Here is a 14,466-nt window from a genome sequence, read left to right on the forward strand (position 1 = left end):
AAATTCCAATTTAGAATGTAAACACACCTAAAGTGAGATATAGCCACACTACCTTATAAATAAGTAGTTGAATGTTGACAGTCAGCCCCTTTAAAATGGATATTTCTTAGGCAATAGCTATGCGGTTGTTTTAAAAAGCAACTTACAGAGATTCCTGAGATTGTGAAGTTCAAATTAAATTGGAGTTGTTTGTCCGGCATATAATAGGGAGAAATTTCATTTAACCCTTTCAGAACCTATTATTAGCACTTTCTTTGAAAACAAAGAGCGATAAACTCTTTATTTTTATTATCCTGTTCAAATACAAAAAAGGAATTATCTTTAGGTTGTTATCTTTGTTCAAAACAAAATTTATATGCTCAATAACTTGCAATTTAACTTTAGGAAAGAAAAAGAAGGCCCTGAAAATGACTTGGTCAATACTTTTCTAAATCAATACACTCACAACTTTGAGAAGAAAAATTACAAGTTTAAAATATTGAAGGAAGTTTATGCTGAGACAGGAATCCCAGATATTCTGATTGTGGTATGGGAAGATGTTAATAAAAGTGATTGGTCGCCAAAGCGAAACAAACTCGATAAAACAGACATTAAAATCCTGCACCATATTTCTTCAAATGGTAAAAGAGGTATCCGTTTTAAAAGAATACTTCAACAACTTGGGTACTCCGAAAAATCCGCTCAGAAATCCCTTAAAAAGCTGGTGCAAGCAGAGCTTATATTCTTTAACGGAATGACTGCCAGAATAAAGGATTTTGAAAATTCCTTTTTTGTACGTGAAATCATTTCCATCGAAGCTAAAATGAGTGATTGGAAGAATGCGTTTAAGCAAGCACAGTTAAATGAAAACTTTTCCTCACATTCTTATGTGTTGCTTCCTGATAAAACCATAACCGAGAATGTAGTGTCTTCGATCAATGGCAACCTTGGAATTTTATCTCAAAGTGAAGACGGCGCAAAATTGAAGGTAAGGGCAAAAAAAGCCAAACTACCTGGGTCTTATTTCTCTTGGATTATCAATGAATATATAGGCCGTCAATTGGCATCAGCTTTGTAAGTTTTATGATAGAAGAATTAAAGGATTTAAATCTAATCAAAAAAGGGGGGCAAAAGGAAGTTTTCCAAGGTACACATGATGAACATGGTCAAATCGTATTCAAGAAAGTTTTTCCAAATTCTGACAGTTTAGAGCGAACAAAAAGGGAAATAAGAGCGGTATCCGTACTAGACGAATCTCCGAATATACCTAGAATCATCGCTCATAATTGCGAAGAAGCTGACCCTGAATTTATTTGGATTGTCGAAGAGTACATTTCAGGGCAAAATCTAAGGGACGCCATAAATGACGGCAGAAAGTTCCTAATAAATGATATTGTTCGGTTTTTGGACACTATGCTCGAAATAGCTGTTCATACCGAAAACAAACAACTGGTGCATAGGGATATTAAACCAGAGAATATTATCCTCGACGATGATGACAACTTTTGGCTTCTTGATTTTGGAATAGCAAGACACCTTGATCTAGAATCCATAACCAAGTCTGATGACCCCTTTGGCCTATTTACAGTGGGTTACGCATCCTCAGAACAATTTAGAAACTATAAAAAAGATATTGATATACGCGCAGACCTTTTTTCAATAGGGGTGGTTTGTTATGAATTGTTAAGGGGGCAAAATTTTTATATGGTCGATGTCGATAATGATATTTTTAAGGTTCTTAGAAAACTGGAGAATATATCTTTACCGCCTCTGAGAATAGAAGGCGATGGACAATTCCAACTCTCTACCTTTATTAGTCTTTTAGGAGACCATCGAAGAAATAGAAGGCCGAATACGGCTAATGAGGCAAAAATTATTTTTGACACTTTAAAGGAAACACTTACTTTAAATTAAATGGAACTATACCTTCAATTTGGATATGGAATGATGGCGCATTGCAAGCACCTTATTAAGAACTGGCAGTCAGGCACTGTGATTTTGAGTCCAAGAGATCAAGACATAGATCAAATGAACGGTTTTGTTCCGGACATACATAAAGTAGGTGGTCAAGTTGTCTTTGATCCTCAATTTTATGTGCCGCACGCTGACCATGGAAGATTGACATCCCATTCGTTTTGGCCATCGGATTATTCAACAGCTCTTTTTAATTCGGTCGACGTCAGAAGAATGCTCGCTGTATTAAGGGACGAGTATAATAGCCCTTATGAAACGCCATTTTTCATCCTACCGGGAAGCAGAAGCTCTGAAATCAATGATAATTGGTATAACTACCATACTTTAATTATCAATGAAGCACAGAATTTAAATGTTCATGAAAACATTTATTTCACTTTGTGTTTATCTCAAGAAGCTATGAATTCTGAGGAGGCAATTCACGATGTTTTAGAATATATGGATACTTGGAATGTGCAAGGCTGCTATGTGGTACCAGAACCATCTAACAATCGCTATTTGGTTGACAACCCAAATTGGCTTGTCAATCTAATGGATTTAACCGCAGGTTTAAAACTTCAAGGTAAACAGGTTGTTGTTGGCTACGCCAATCATCAAATGCTCAATTTGGCACTTACGAAAACCGATGCAATAGCATCCGGAAATTGGCTCAATGTTAGGAGCTTTAATGCCAATAAGTTCAACAATCCGGAGGATTCTGTTAGTAGGAGGTCAACATGGTACTATTGTCCTCAGAGCCTATCGGAATATCAGATACCGTTTTTAGATATTGCGAGACGTTTGGGTATTTTGAGTGATTTAAGAACGGATACAGAAAACCTTTCTGGTTATGCCGATATTCTCTTTTCTGGTGCGCAACCAACAACTGTCAAATATGGCGACCGAGAGTCTTTCCGGCACTATCTACAATGTTTACGCATGCAAGCCCAAAATACCGTGAAAGAATCTTATATTGAGACTAAGGAATCCATTAAATTAAGACTGGAAGGAGCCGATAGACTGACCAAATATTTTAATGACAATGGAATACGAGGAAAAGACAGGGATTTTTCGGATGTTGTAGACTCCAACCTTTCTGCTTTAAATGTTTTTCACAGATTAAGAGGAATGGTCTTAAGTCACAAATGGGATTCTATTTAAATTTCCTATGGATTTATACATCTCAGTTATCAACTACGAAAAGCGCATGAATTAACGAAAGCCCTACTTCGTATGCAACACAGCCTGCCATAGATACCGTAAACTACTTCCGCTAAAATTTTTACGGTTACCTAAAGTCCATCCAAAAATTTGCAATGATTCCCGCCCGCCTCCAATAAGCGAACACCGGTTCCAACGCCCCTTCGGGGCGTATTTTGTGGCGAGGGGAAGAAGAAGTCGATTGTGGTTTAAATCCTTAATTTTCAATGATTTAAAGATTCTGGAGGGTATCTTGTAACAACAATTAAAAACAATACCTATGGAAACATTCTTTAAATCTTTGGGCAAGACGGGCATTGGACAATTCTCCATATCGGTCTCCTTTCACGGTACGGACTGTGCGGTCTCCCTACTCCCAAAGGCATCGGAGGGCGACAATGCCCTAAAAGCGATACGGCCCTTTACGCTCAAGGGCAGCATCGAGGAAATCGATACCGTCTTTTTGGAACGGTTGGGGAAACCCATGCAGGAAACAAAAGTACTGTTCGACAATGCCAACGGCTATCTCGGCAACCTGAAAAAGGCCGAGGAAAAGACCAAAATGGCGAGCGACCGTAAGGAGAAAAAGAAGAAAGCCCTGTCCGACCTAAGGGAACTGGTCAAGGGCAAGAAATTCAACCCGATGGTCGAACACGAGAAGGCCGTGGATCAGGCCAAGAAGGTACTGGAACTCGATGAAAACGACGCTTTGGCTAAAAAGACCATCGAGGATATGAAAGCCTATCAACAACCCACCTTTTTTTAAACCACAAGCACTATGGAAGTATTAGGATTGGAACGAAAATTTATGCTAAAGAACGTCTCGGGCGAATCCCTGTTGTACGACATCGACCCAAATTGGACACCTGACCAAATCAAAGACCACTATGCCTCGGTGTATCCCGAATTGACCAACGCCAAGATCGTGGACAACGGCATTGTCGACGGTCGGCATGAAATTATGTTCAAGACCATAGCGGGAACCAAAGGATAGCGATGAATGAAAAAGAAGCACATACCATCAAAAGGGGAACTGTCGCACTTCCACAAGGCCTTGTTCGGCATTCTCGATTCGCGGAAGAGGCCGTCATCGGGAACAAGAAGACCCAAGCACATCCAACAAGGGGATCGTTTTTTTCTGACCTGACCATCCCCATCTTGCCCCGATTCGAGGTATTCGACTGTGCCGACGGAAATCGATGGGATACGCTAAGCACCCTAACGAAAAATGCATTGGATACGCTTACGGGCAAAGAAATCGCATTGATGCACGATAGCCCTGAAATGCGGTTCTTCGGACAATTGCAACGATTGCACATGGAAATTCCCGATGCACTGGTAAAGGAGGTATGTACCCAAGAGGGAAATAATGGCATCCTTGTCATGAAACCCGTTTTTGAGGCGCACCATATTTGGGCAATCCCAATGGCACCCATATTTTCATTGCGTTCCCGTAGCCCTAAACTGTTCGCTGCCCTGCTGTCCTTTGTACATTCATTGCCCTTTGACAATGTATTCAAGCGGATGGGCTACCTCTTGGAATGCTTGCTCGAATGGTCGTTCGAGGTCTCGGAAGCGGAATCCGACCCCAAGACCGACTGCTGTGCCGAGGGGCCATGCGTCCTGTGCTTTATCGAGGCCCATGCTTCCGATTATGCGGAGTACGAGGATTTCGATTGGCTGGCCTGTATGCGTGGCTACCGTTCAAAGAACACCTTGTTCAAAATGATGCGGGATTTGCTGTTGGAAGCCCCTAATATTGATTTCAATGCCTTTGCCAACCTATGTTTCTTGGAAGATGATATGGATATGGAGGTGGACGATCTGATCGTCTTTTTGGATAGGGAGGATTCCCAACTGGAAAACGGCTATATCAACTTTGTAAACGAGATTGCACAGTATGGATACTCCCATACCATCTACGATACATCCCTTACCATTGGTAAAGAGACCAAGGCCTTTGTATTGCGGGAGAAAGGGCAGATAAATGCCGTTTTCAATTTTATCGATCGTTTGAACGAACTCTTAAAAGAACTCTGATGGAAGAAAACACCCTACAAGACCCGAAATTTCACTTTGTACCCAAAATGGCCATCATAGGCTATGAGGCCATAAACGGGTATTACGGACGGGACGAATGTTACTTTTCAAGGCATACTATTCGAAACGGGAAATTGGGGGCAGGATCCCCGCTTACCATGGATATGGTAAGGGACATGCTCAAATTGGTCGATGTGGACCAAAGTGAGTTTTCCTTTAAGGGCCGGTTGCCCAAACAGTTGCTCTATTTCAGGGACAAGGGGACGTTGCAGTTGGTCTGGTCTTGTGACCGACCCACGGAAAGGCTTCTTTTTAAGGAGCAATTGGACATACCTACGGGAACATATCCCATACCCAAATTGGTATTTTCCCTTTCGGGGGAATCGCTTTCCGTTTTTGCCATAACTCGAAAAAAGCCCATCCATGACGGTACTGAACTCTACCATGCCCCCTTTATGAACATATATGCCTCTGGAAAGGTGTGCATGGGCGATGCGACATTGCAAAATCGCCATTTGGACTTTTATGAGGATATCATGGCCTTTGTGGAAAAGCAATTTTTCCTGTCCGTGTTTACCCATACGAACCACGACCATCTGCTGAACGGAAACTACACTGAGTTGATGCTCCAGATGCACGAGACGATGCATTTCGAGGAAGCCCTTTTACTCCCGAACCACCAACTTTTACAGCATGTCTATGAAAACTAATTACCACTACGCCCCGAATTATTTTTTCGCTCCCACCCATCCCATAACCATTGCGTTGGTCGGGGCAGGGGGCAATGGTTCCCTCGTGTTGGCACGTTTGGCAAGGCTCGACCATGCCTTGGTGCAGTTGGGGCATCCAGGCATCTATGTGACCGTTTTCGACGGGGATATGGTACAGCCTTCGAACGTGGGCCGACAGTTGTACGCCCCACAGGACGTTGGGGGCAACAAGGCCATTTGTGCCGTAACCAAGGTCAACCATACCTTCGGACTGCAATGGGATGCCGTTCCCGAACGGATAGGTGCGGACGATAAAAGATTGCACGCCAATTTGATCATTAGCTGTGTGGACTGTGCCGATTTTAGGTTGGAACTGGCAAAGGTGTTGGAACACCCACACTCAAGTTTCTATCCCTATGAGAACCAACATTATTGGTTGGATTTGGGCAACGGGAAATATTTTGGTCAGTATGTCCTCGGAAATCTGCAACACAATGATCGGCCTTCGAATGGGGAGGTGCAAAACCAAAAGTTAGATCATATCGTTGATTTGTTCCCCGACCTATCAAAAATGGAGGATGAGGTGGAACAGGGTAAAGGGTGTAGCTATGCGGACAAGTTGCAGGAACAATCGCTGTTCATCAATGATGCCCTGTCATCAATGGCCGTCCATTGCCTCTATGAACTTTTAGTGAACAAAAAAATCAAATATCACGGGGCATTCGTAAACCTTGAAACGGGCAGGACGAATCCGCTCCCCATAAAATCCAACGTGCATGCTGTCGCTTGATATTCTTTACGAAAAGCTTCCCTTTTTGGGATTCATCATTTTTATGTGGATTATTTTACAGGGAATGCTCAGGCTCAAACGTTTTTTGAGAATACCGTTTCTACTTTTTCTTTTCATCATGGTCGGCATTCCATTTATAAAAGATCTGGTTTGGCTCTTCGGTGTAATGGAACTATCGGTCTGGGGATATTATATCGCTAAAAGATGGCCGAGGCCATATTCTTGATCTTACCATTGGAATAATCGTTCTCATTGGTTCGTCTTTTTCTCTCCCTCCCCATGGTTTCTGCGGGAATTGAAAACCCTCCACCTTCAAGCCTGACCGAGCGAGCACGCTGCGCTGGCTCGCATTCGGTCGTCTTTCCGGCTACTGATTTTCAACCCCCTCGAAACGGGATGCAAACGTATGGAAGCCCCTATCGGGGTCCCATACCTTTGCGGAACGTGTTTTGTAGTTCCATAGTGTACGAGAACTTTGTTCGGTGTGTGTACCGTTGGTTCCCGTATTTAAGATATTTTACCGTTTTTTACGCAAACAAATTTGAAGGCAACTATTGTAGGAATAGATTAATAGCCAAAGGTATTCTGTAACAAAAATTTACTAAATTTGTTACAGATAAGATGAATGTGTTATGCAGAGTGTTGAGTCTAAAATAAAAAAATCCATTTCTAAAAAGGAGCGGGGAGAATTAGTGTTCCCCGATGATTTTCGGGGATTGGGTTCACCTGAAGCCATACGGTTGGCCCTCCATAGGATTGAAAAAGAAGGGTATATAAAAAGAGTGGCCCAAGGAATTTATGTCCGTCCCAAGATAAGTAAATATGTGGGAGAGGTATTGCCAACGGCAGAGGAGATTGCTAGGGCCATAGCCAAAAGGGACAAGATCAGGTTGGTACCTACCGGGGTATATGCTTTAAGTGCGTTGGGGCTTAGCACACAGGTACCCATGAAACTTGTCTTCCTTACCGATGGAGCTCCCCGGGAATTAAAATTGGGGAAGCGAAGCATAAAACTAAAGAAGACCACCCCCAAGAATTTATCGGCCAAGGGCGAGATAAGCAGACTGGTCATACAGGCCCTTCGCGAGATAGGAAAGGAACAATTAACGGACGAGGAAGAAGCAAAGATTATTGCCCTATTGAAAAAAGAAGACCAAAAAGACCTGCTTCACGATATAGCATTGGCTCCGGCATGGATCCGTAAAATTATGGAAAAGAGCTTGGAAAATGAATAAAAGGACATTTTACGATATACCTAAAGAAGATCGGCTTGCCATCTTTAAAAATGTAGAAAACAAAACGGGAATACCTGATTTTGCGGTTGAAAAAGACTGGTGGGTCGTCCAGGCATTAAAGGTAATCTTTGAAATGGAGATAGCGGAACATTTGGTCTTTAAAGGAGGGACCTCGCTAAGCAAGGCTTGGAAACTGATAGATCGGTTTAGTGAAGATATCGACCTTGCCGTTGACCGCGGATTTTTTGGATATTCAGGGGAGCTATCAAAAAAACAGCTGACCAAGCTGAGGAAAGAAACCAGCTCCTATATTTCAGGGAAATTTTATCCAGTGTTGCAGCAGCGATTTAAGAACGGCGGATTTAAGGATGTGGGTTTCAATATCATTCAGGCCGAATCAAGCGACCAAGACCCCCGTATCATAGAAATCTATTATCCATTTCTGACCAAATCCCCCGGATACATCCAACCAAGGGTACAGGTCGAGATTGGCTGTCGCTCCTTAAGGGAACCTTTTCGATTAAAACCGATAAACTCCTTTGTTGACGAAGAATATCCCGATGCCGAATTTGTCGAGCCTCCAGTGAAGATTCCTTCCGTAACCCCTGAAAGGACTTTTTTGGAAAAACTTTTCCTGTTGCATGAGGAATTCCAACGTCCCAAGGAAAAAATAAGGGTGGATAGGCTAAGCCGACATTTGTATGATATTTTCCAATTATCGAAAACGGAATTTGCGACAAATGCCATCCACGACAAAGGTTTATACGAAACCATCGTGAACCATCGATATGTATTCACAAAACTCGGTGGGGTCGATTATAATCTGCATCAACCACAAGATATACGGCCCATCCCATCCCCCGAGTATGACGACGATTGGAAGGCAGATTATAAAACCATGCAAGAGCAAATGATTTATGGGGATTCCCCAGCCTATGAAGATTTGGTCAAAGGAATCCAAGGGTTTTTAGAAAAGATGACTGCTTTGGATTGGAGAATGGGAGTGGAATTTCCCTTGCCTAAAAGTTGAGAACAATCTATATTGATTAAATTTATACCATGTCGGAAACCCTATATAAAGTGCTGGATTTCAGTCGGCCAATAGACCGACAGTCTTTCGTTGAGGTCATCATTGAACTGGATGGTCTTTCCCCTTCCCACAAAGAGTCCACGCTTTCGGAAGGGCAACTAAAAACCCTTGTCGCGATCATTTTTACGTATGGACTTCATTATGATGAAGTCCCGAAAGAGCAAAGGGAACTGCTGTTAAAGGCCATTCTGGAAGATAAACAACCGCTGTTCGACCTATCCCAAACTTTTGCAAGACATCTGATGAACAATCTGGATAGTTCTGAAAAATCACAGCTGGAAGCACTCCAGAATGTCGAATATGACCTGAAACGGCCATTGTCCAATGAACCGCTAGTGGATTTTGTAGAAATGGAACTCTTGGACCAGACCACTTCATACCGGAAATGGGAATATGGCCGATTCTCTGTAGCTTATTTAACAGCGCATTTTTCGACGCAGGCCCAATGGAAAAAAGTGGAGAAAACCGTGAAAGAAAAGAAACCACGCCCCGAAGCTTATCTCAAAAATTTTGATAAGGAACTGGAAAATGCACGCTATGGTCTCGATGCCCACGAGCAATTACTGCTACATCTTGTCGTAAAGGCAAAGCTTTGGCCTGGGAAGTCAACCATGGCCGATTATTTGTTGGCGGGTTCTATAACGCAACAGCACCTGCTGGGCCTCTCCCTTCGGTCCGAAAAACTTGCCAAGGCCTTGGTAAATGCCATGGAGCGAACACCAAACATAAACAAACGCAGGGGCGGCCCTAAATTATGATTCCGTCGGAAAAACTGCTCAGCTATCTGGAGGAATTGGCCAAGGAGGAACATCCCGAGGTCAACGGCAAGGAATATTCCCGATCACAGGTCCTATTGGCCGAGCGTTTGGTACGCGATGTACAAAATGCCATCGGCATCGCTTCGCAGAAACCGAAACTTTCCCGCAGGAGGGCCTTTATCGTAATCTTGGAAGAACTTTATTACAATGTCCCTAAATATCCCAAAGATCTTACCCTTCAAGGTATCCACAGAAGGGCTTCCCAACGGTTCGAATATATGAACAGAGACGTAAAATCCTTTACAACGCCCATGGAGGTGCATCCTAAAGACCCCTGTACTTTTTATGAGGACAACGCACATGGCAAGGCACGCTATAGATCCGCATTAAAGCATCTCGTATTGGAATCCCATAGATACTTTGAGGTTCCTGAAGCGGAGGCTTCGCTTAAAATCCTTTTTGAGGACGTAAAACTCTGCTGAATCGATTTACCGTACAACACTCCGTGTACGGCAAAGCCCTTATTGACTTGCGATATGTTTTAGGTTTGGCCTAAGTTAATCGGAGGTCACGTAGCAAGCCATGTTTTTGCAAGCAAAAACCGCTCACTTCGTTCGCGAGGCTTGTGGGGAATCCTCCCTAAACCCTAGATTATGGCACGGCCAAAAAAGGATATTGAATCATTGAAAGCGATACGGGTCAATGTACGCATGACGGTCAATGAATACCTTATCGTTTCCGGAAATGCGGCCACGTTGGGCATGGGCATACCGGATTATATTCGAAAAAAGGTAACGGGCAGACCGTTACCAAGAACCAAGGTGACACCAGAAGATAGAAAATTGTTCGTCGAGTTGAGCCGGATCGGAAACAACATCAACCAACTGACCAAAAATTCACATTTGCGTATGCATTCCCCTAAAGACCTGTATCGTCACTTGGGAGAGTTACGGCATCTCTTGCATGAATTAAAGTCGAATATCACCAACAAATGATAGCAAAACAGATAAAGGGCAAGGATTTTTACGGACTGTTGGCCTATAACCAAAAAAAGGTGGAATTGGGCCAGGCCGTTGTACTGGATGCGAATATAGATTTGGGAAGCCCAGTCGAGATGACCAAAGAGTTCAATTTAATTCGGCAGTTACGCCCGAGACTTGGCAAAGCGGTCTATCATGTGTCCTTGAACCTGCCGCCAGGTGAAAAAATGAACGACAAGGAATTCGTTTCGATGGGATCGGACTATCTAAAGGGAATGGGGTTCGATGACAACCAATACATCATGTACCGCCATGATGACCGAAACCACCAACACATCCATATCGTTGCCAATAGGGTAAAACTATCAGGAGCGTTGGTCAGCGATAGCAGAGACTACGAGCGCAGTGAACGCTTGGTACGCAAGCTGGAAAAGAAATTTGGTCTTTCAGAGCTACCGGACGCAAGCTTGGAAAGAGAGGCGGCGCTCACTCAAAAAGAGATAGAAAAATCGCTCCGGACAGGCAATCCACCGATTAAAAGCCTACTTCAACATCATTTGAGGGAAGCGTTAAAACATTCATCTACTACAGAGGAATTTCTCAATCAATTGCGTTCAAGGGATATTCGGCCAAAGTTCAATATCAGCAAGAACACGGGAAGGGTTTCCGGTATCTCCTTCAAATACGAAGGGGTCATTTATAAGGGGAGTAGCTTGGGCCGAAAATATTCATGGAACAACATCATAAAACAGATCGATTATGAACAAATCAGAGACGGTGGAGTTATTCTCGAAAATAATCATCCAGAACAAGGAAATAAAGGAGTTGTTGCTCCGGATACAGGCCCATCAAGGAACACTATCGGAAAGGCAAAAGATGCTGAGGGAGGGACAGTCCAAATTGGTGAAAAACCAAAATACGATTTGGGAGGCACTCAAAAGGATGGCCTAGATGACGAACCTTTCACTCCGTTCAAAATGGAACTGGAAGATTTCGACCGTTGGAAGCGAAGGAAGAAGAGAAAAAAAAGGAGGTTATAGCGCATTATGGAAGGAGGTCTAGTCAGCGATAAATTGTTAAACGCCCTGGTGGATAGCTTGTCCGTTGAGGATTTGGAAGCTATTCTGTCCCAGAAGATAGCTAAGGAATGTCCTGACCATAAACCAAAACCCATGACTGAAAGAGAAAAACTAAAAAAACATTATAGAAACCTATTCCTTTCTATGGGTAAGCTACACTTAAATAAATAGGAGGGAGGTCGTTATTTGTACTTTTAAGGAAGAATTTAAAAATCTGTTGCACAATTAACTCTTTACAAAAGGTGCAATTTGTAAAGAGTTTACCTCATTTATACCTTAGAGGGCTTGACTAAGTCTATTCATAAGATTTTGTATTGGACATAGTTCTTAGTAATAACCGAGAATATTGAATTCATTGGATGAATAGAAAATTACTGGAGCAATCTTTTTACTATTGTTGACTACTTGGTAACTCCATAATTTAGAAATATATTACATTTGTAATCTTTACGAAAGCGATTGTTACACTTCATGTTTGACCTTTATGGCGGAAACTATACAAACGGTTAAACTTAGAGGAACCATTTCCACTACTCATTTTGGACATGAGAAACTGATATCACTTTATAAGGAATGTTGCCATTATTCAAATGCTCCCATTACAGTTTGCTTTAAAGATCTTAATTGGATTGACGCTAATATGGCAGCTTTGCTTCAAGCCATAGTTAGAAAATTAGAAAAGGAAAATAGTTTAGAGCTACTTGCAGACCTTACGGCATCCACTTCTGATTTTGGTATACTTTTTAGAAACGGCTTGTTCGAATCTAATGAATTCCAAGGAAGAGATACTGGTACAACTATTCGTCTAAAAGAATTTTTTCCGAACCACGAAGATGAGTTTGTCGAATATATAGAATCTGATTTCATTGATTTTCCTAGATTGGTATTAGCGGATAACTCCAAAGACGTAATCGTGCAATCATTGATTGAAATTTTCACAAACTATGAAATACACTCAAAAGCTGATTATCCGATTTTTTTATGCGGCCAATACTACCCGATAAAGAAAAGCCTGAAATTTACCATTGTGGACCTCGGAATAGGGTTCCTTGAACCGATAAAAAGGAAAGTCCCACAAATCGATACCTTTGAAAAAGCAATAAATTGGGCAATGGTTCAAGGAAATACTACCAAAACTGATGCTCCTGGTGGCCTTGGTCTTTGGGAATTGCGTGAAAGTATGGAGGATAACAACGGATTTTTGGAAATAGTATCAGGTAACGCATATAAAGCTTGCGGGATAAAGAGTGGCACAAGATTTGAGACATGTAGAATGTTGAACTCTTTTCATGTCGGGACAACGATTAATTTGGTATTTAATGATGTATAGAATACTTTTGCACCCGTTTTATCGTTGTTAAAGTCCGTTTAGAGCAATTAAAGTTTAAAATATTTGTTACCTTTATTTGCAACCGTTGAAAGTAAAAACAGCTAACAAACGACTAATAATGGTACTATGATACTAAATATTTCCACCGTAATTAATCAGTCAAATGCTATAAGCCATTCAGATGGGTTAAGGTTGTATGATTATGTTATTACTAATCTAAAAGGAAAGGATTTTATCCTCTCTTTTGGAGGTATCAACAGAGTTTCTACTGCATTTTTGAATGCTAGTATAGGCAAACTTTTTGTTGACGGATACTTTAGTGAGAGTTTTATTGATAAAACGAGTACTAAGGAAATCATATTGAAAAAAATTGAAAGCGTAATTTCTAACGCTAAAAATCCTGATATTTATAACCAAGCGGTTAACGATGCTCAACAATTTTGTTAGTAAATAATGGATTTTGATATCAAAAGAATTGAAAAGAATACTCCAATTAAAGGAGTATTTTTTTTTGATACAATGATTTGGCTTTCTATTCTAGCTCCCGAATTTTCTGAGGATAATAGTAGGATGAACAAATACATTGGTTTCTTTGATAAAGTATACAATGATCCCCACTCGAAAATTGCGGTAAGCTCTCTTTCCATTTCCGAATTGACAAATACTTATTTTAGAGTGGTTGCTGTACGCATGTACGAGAAAGAAAATAATACTACAGTGCACCATAATGAATTTAAAACGAAATATCGGACTACAGCACATTTTAAAGACCAATATCAAATAATCTGTGATGAAATAGATGCCCGAAGTGATTCACTTATTTATGTGGACCATACTTTGGAACAAACCGATTTAGTTAATGCAGTAAATTATCCAAGCCTTGACTTTAACGACTACTGTTACTATCAAATATGTAAAAATCAGGGCATAACAATGGTTACCGATGACCAAGATTTTTTTGTCGAAAAATTAAAAGTCCTAACCCTCAACAGCAGACTCATGGATAGATACTATGAAGAATTAACCAAAGGGTTAAGGTAATTGATACAACACTTTTTAGTCGATAGTAGCTAGATTATATTTATCAATTGCCGTCTTGTCGATTCTATTTATAGAATCCAATAAAAGGGAAAGATGATTAAAGACCTCTTCAATGGTCATTTGATGTTCTTCATTTAAACTAAAGGCACTATAATACTGTAAAAATTTCTCATCTATTATTCCATTCCTATGTGACGAGTATTCTCCTGTTTTATGATTTTTAAGATGTACGTCTAGGGTTTTACTTTTATGATAAAATCCTATTGTCAAATGCTCATCCG

The 14,466-nt window shown here is 41.3% G+C and carries 18 protein-coding genes and 1 pseudogene; 18 read left to right on the forward strand and 1 reads right to left on the reverse strand.

The genetic code is table 11. The features are described 5' to 3' along the window. The first annotated feature begins 355 nt into the window (after positions 1 to 355). The 18 genes from BIZ36_RS17110 to BIZ36_RS17195 all read left to right on the forward strand — a co-directional run bounded on the left by BIZ36_RS17110 (position 356) and on the right by BIZ36_RS17195 (position 14,185). Positions 356 to 1,057, forward strand: a complete 702-nt coding sequence (locus tag BIZ36_RS17110) for an Lrp/AsnC family transcriptional regulator (protein ID WP_094997565.1) — start codon at positions 356 to 358, stop codon at positions 1,055 to 1,057. 5 nt (positions 1,058 to 1,062) lie between these two features. Further along, positions 1,063 to 1,893 (forward strand): serine/threonine protein kinase, encoded by an 831-nt coding sequence (locus BIZ36_RS17115; protein WP_187459115.1) that lies wholly within the window; start codon positions 1,063 to 1,065, stop codon positions 1,891 to 1,893. Next, positions 1,894 to 3,093, forward strand: a complete 1,200-nt coding sequence (locus BIZ36_RS17120; RefSeq protein WP_099545113.1) for a hypothetical protein — start codon at positions 1,894 to 1,896, stop codon at positions 3,091 to 3,093. Positions 3,094 to 3,412: 319 nt separating this feature from the next. Next, on the forward strand, positions 3,413 to 3,898 hold the full coding sequence (locus BIZ36_RS17125) for a hypothetical protein (RefSeq protein ID WP_187459116.1): 486 nt from the start codon (positions 3,413 to 3,415) through the stop codon (positions 3,896 to 3,898). A 12-nt stretch (positions 3,899 to 3,910) separates the two neighbouring features. Next, entirely contained in the window at positions 3,911 to 4,126 is a 216-nt protein-coding gene (locus tag BIZ36_RS17130) for a PRTRC system protein C (protein ID WP_187459117.1), read from the forward strand. A gap of 2 nt (positions 4,127 to 4,128) precedes the next feature. After that, the gene (locus BIZ36_RS17135) at positions 4,129 to 5,172 is read left to right on the forward strand and encodes a hypothetical protein (RefSeq protein ID WP_187459118.1); all 1,044 of its coding nucleotides are present in this window, start codon (positions 4,129 to 4,131) and stop codon (positions 5,170 to 5,172) included. Then, positions 5,172 to 5,882, forward strand: a complete 711-nt coding sequence (locus BIZ36_RS17140; RefSeq protein WP_187459119.1) for a hypothetical protein — start codon at positions 5,172 to 5,174, stop codon at positions 5,880 to 5,882. Before BIZ36_RS17135 ends, BIZ36_RS17140 begins: the two co-directional genes overlap by 1 nt. Further along, complete coding sequence (locus BIZ36_RS17145) at positions 5,872 to 6,672, forward strand: PRTRC system ThiF family protein (protein ID WP_187459120.1); 801 nt, start codon at positions 5,872 to 5,874, stop codon at positions 6,670 to 6,672. The genes BIZ36_RS17140 and BIZ36_RS17145 overlap by 11 nt, the downstream gene beginning before the upstream one ends. 632 nt (positions 6,673 to 7,304) lie before the next feature. Next, positions 7,305 to 7,907: a DUF6088 family protein gene (locus BIZ36_RS17150; protein WP_187459121.1), complete on the forward strand. Its 603-nt coding sequence runs from the start codon at positions 7,305 to 7,307 to the stop codon at positions 7,905 to 7,907. Beyond that, positions 7,900 to 8,937: a nucleotidyl transferase AbiEii/AbiGii toxin family protein gene (locus BIZ36_RS17155; protein ID WP_187459122.1), complete on the forward strand. Its 1,038-nt coding sequence runs from the start codon at positions 7,900 to 7,902 to the stop codon at positions 8,935 to 8,937. Before BIZ36_RS17150 ends, BIZ36_RS17155 begins: the two co-directional genes overlap by 8 nt. Positions 8,938 to 8,966: 29 nt before the next feature. Continuing rightward, positions 8,967 to 9,755 (forward strand): hypothetical protein, encoded by a 789-nt coding sequence (locus BIZ36_RS17160; RefSeq protein ID WP_187459123.1) that lies wholly within the window; start codon positions 8,967 to 8,969, stop codon positions 9,753 to 9,755. Continuing rightward, positions 9,752 to 10,237: a hypothetical protein gene (locus BIZ36_RS17165; RefSeq protein WP_187459124.1), complete on the forward strand. Its 486-nt coding sequence runs from the start codon at positions 9,752 to 9,754 to the stop codon at positions 10,235 to 10,237. The genes BIZ36_RS17160 and BIZ36_RS17165 overlap by 4 nt, the downstream gene beginning before the upstream one ends. A 171-nt stretch (positions 10,238 to 10,408) precedes the next feature. After that, a complete protein-coding gene (locus tag BIZ36_RS17170; protein ID WP_187459125.1) occupies positions 10,409 to 10,750 on the forward strand; it encodes a plasmid mobilization protein in 342 nt (113 codons plus the stop codon). Next, positions 10,747 to 11,775 carry a relaxase/mobilization nuclease domain-containing protein gene (locus BIZ36_RS17175; RefSeq protein WP_187459126.1) on the forward strand — a complete coding sequence of 343 codons (1,029 nt, stop codon included), beginning with the start codon at positions 10,747 to 10,749 and terminating at the stop codon, positions 11,773 to 11,775. The genes BIZ36_RS17170 and BIZ36_RS17175 overlap by 4 nt, the downstream gene beginning before the upstream one ends. 6 nt (positions 11,776 to 11,781) lie before the next feature. After that, entirely contained in the window at positions 11,782 to 11,985 is a 204-nt protein-coding gene (locus BIZ36_RS17180) for a hypothetical protein (protein ID WP_187459127.1), read from the forward strand. A gap of 313 nt (positions 11,986 to 12,298) precedes the next feature. Beyond that, positions 12,299 to 13,144, forward strand: coding sequence for a hypothetical protein (locus BIZ36_RS17185; protein ID WP_187459128.1), 846 nt, complete (start codon positions 12,299 to 12,301; stop codon positions 13,142 to 13,144). 126 nt (positions 13,145 to 13,270) lie between these two features. Then, complete coding sequence (locus BIZ36_RS17190) at positions 13,271 to 13,591, forward strand: STAS-like domain-containing protein (RefSeq protein WP_187459129.1); 321 nt, start codon at positions 13,271 to 13,273, stop codon at positions 13,589 to 13,591. A gap of 6 nt (positions 13,592 to 13,597) precedes the next feature. Beyond that, entirely contained in the window at positions 13,598 to 14,185 is a 588-nt protein-coding gene (locus BIZ36_RS17195) for a hypothetical protein (protein WP_187459130.1), read from the forward strand. 15 nt (positions 14,186 to 14,200) lie between these two features. On the opposite strand, the pseudogene BIZ36_RS17200 reads toward BIZ36_RS17195, so the two are convergent. Further along, positions 14,201 to 14,466 (reverse strand): annotated as a pseudogene (locus BIZ36_RS17200) (hypothetical protein); the annotation flags it as partial.

The organism is Cytophaga sp. FL35 (genome assembly GCF_014349235.1).
GTDB lineage: Bacteria > Bacteroidota > Bacteroidia > Flavobacteriales > Flavobacteriaceae > Euzebyella.

Coding starts and splice junctions, on each gene's coding strand:
- BIZ36_RS17110 (WP_094997565.1), top strand. CDS start 356: ATGCTCAATAACTTGCAATTTAACTTTAGGAAAGAAAAAGAAGGCCCT.
- BIZ36_RS17115 (WP_187459115.1), top strand. CDS start 1,063: ATGATAGAAGAATTAAAGGATTTAAATCTAATCAAAAAAGGGGGGCAA.
- BIZ36_RS17120 (WP_099545113.1), top strand. CDS start 1,894: ATGGAACTATACCTTCAATTTGGATATGGAATGATGGCGCATTGCAAG.
- BIZ36_RS17125 (WP_187459116.1), top strand. CDS start 3,413: ATGGAAACATTCTTTAAATCTTTGGGCAAGACGGGCATTGGACAATTC.
- BIZ36_RS17130 (WP_187459117.1), top strand. CDS start 3,911: ATGGAAGTATTAGGATTGGAACGAAAATTTATGCTAAAGAACGTCTCG.
- BIZ36_RS17135 (WP_187459118.1), top strand. CDS start 4,129: ATGAATGAAAAAGAAGCACATACCATCAAAAGGGGAACTGTCGCACTT.
- BIZ36_RS17140 (WP_187459119.1), top strand. CDS start 5,172: ATGGAAGAAAACACCCTACAAGACCCGAAATTTCACTTTGTACCCAAA.
- BIZ36_RS17145 (WP_187459120.1), top strand. CDS start 5,872: ATGAAAACTAATTACCACTACGCCCCGAATTATTTTTTCGCTCCCACC.
- BIZ36_RS17150 (WP_187459121.1), top strand. CDS start 7,305: ATGCAGAGTGTTGAGTCTAAAATAAAAAAATCCATTTCTAAAAAGGAG.
- BIZ36_RS17155 (WP_187459122.1), top strand. CDS start 7,900: ATGAATAAAAGGACATTTTACGATATACCTAAAGAAGATCGGCTTGCC.
- BIZ36_RS17160 (WP_187459123.1), top strand. CDS start 8,967: ATGTCGGAAACCCTATATAAAGTGCTGGATTTCAGTCGGCCAATAGAC.
- BIZ36_RS17165 (WP_187459124.1), top strand. CDS start 9,752: ATGATTCCGTCGGAAAAACTGCTCAGCTATCTGGAGGAATTGGCCAAG.
- BIZ36_RS17170 (WP_187459125.1), top strand. CDS start 10,409: ATGGCACGGCCAAAAAAGGATATTGAATCATTGAAAGCGATACGGGTC.
- BIZ36_RS17175 (WP_187459126.1), top strand. CDS start 10,747: ATGATAGCAAAACAGATAAAGGGCAAGGATTTTTACGGACTGTTGGCC.
- BIZ36_RS17180 (WP_187459127.1), top strand. CDS start 11,782: ATGGAAGGAGGTCTAGTCAGCGATAAATTGTTAAACGCCCTGGTGGAT.
- BIZ36_RS17185 (WP_187459128.1), top strand. CDS start 12,299: ATGGCGGAAACTATACAAACGGTTAAACTTAGAGGAACCATTTCCACT.
- BIZ36_RS17190 (WP_187459129.1), top strand. CDS start 13,271: ATGATACTAAATATTTCCACCGTAATTAATCAGTCAAATGCTATAAGC.
- BIZ36_RS17195 (WP_187459130.1), top strand. CDS start 13,598: ATGGATTTTGATATCAAAAGAATTGAAAAGAATACTCCAATTAAAGGA.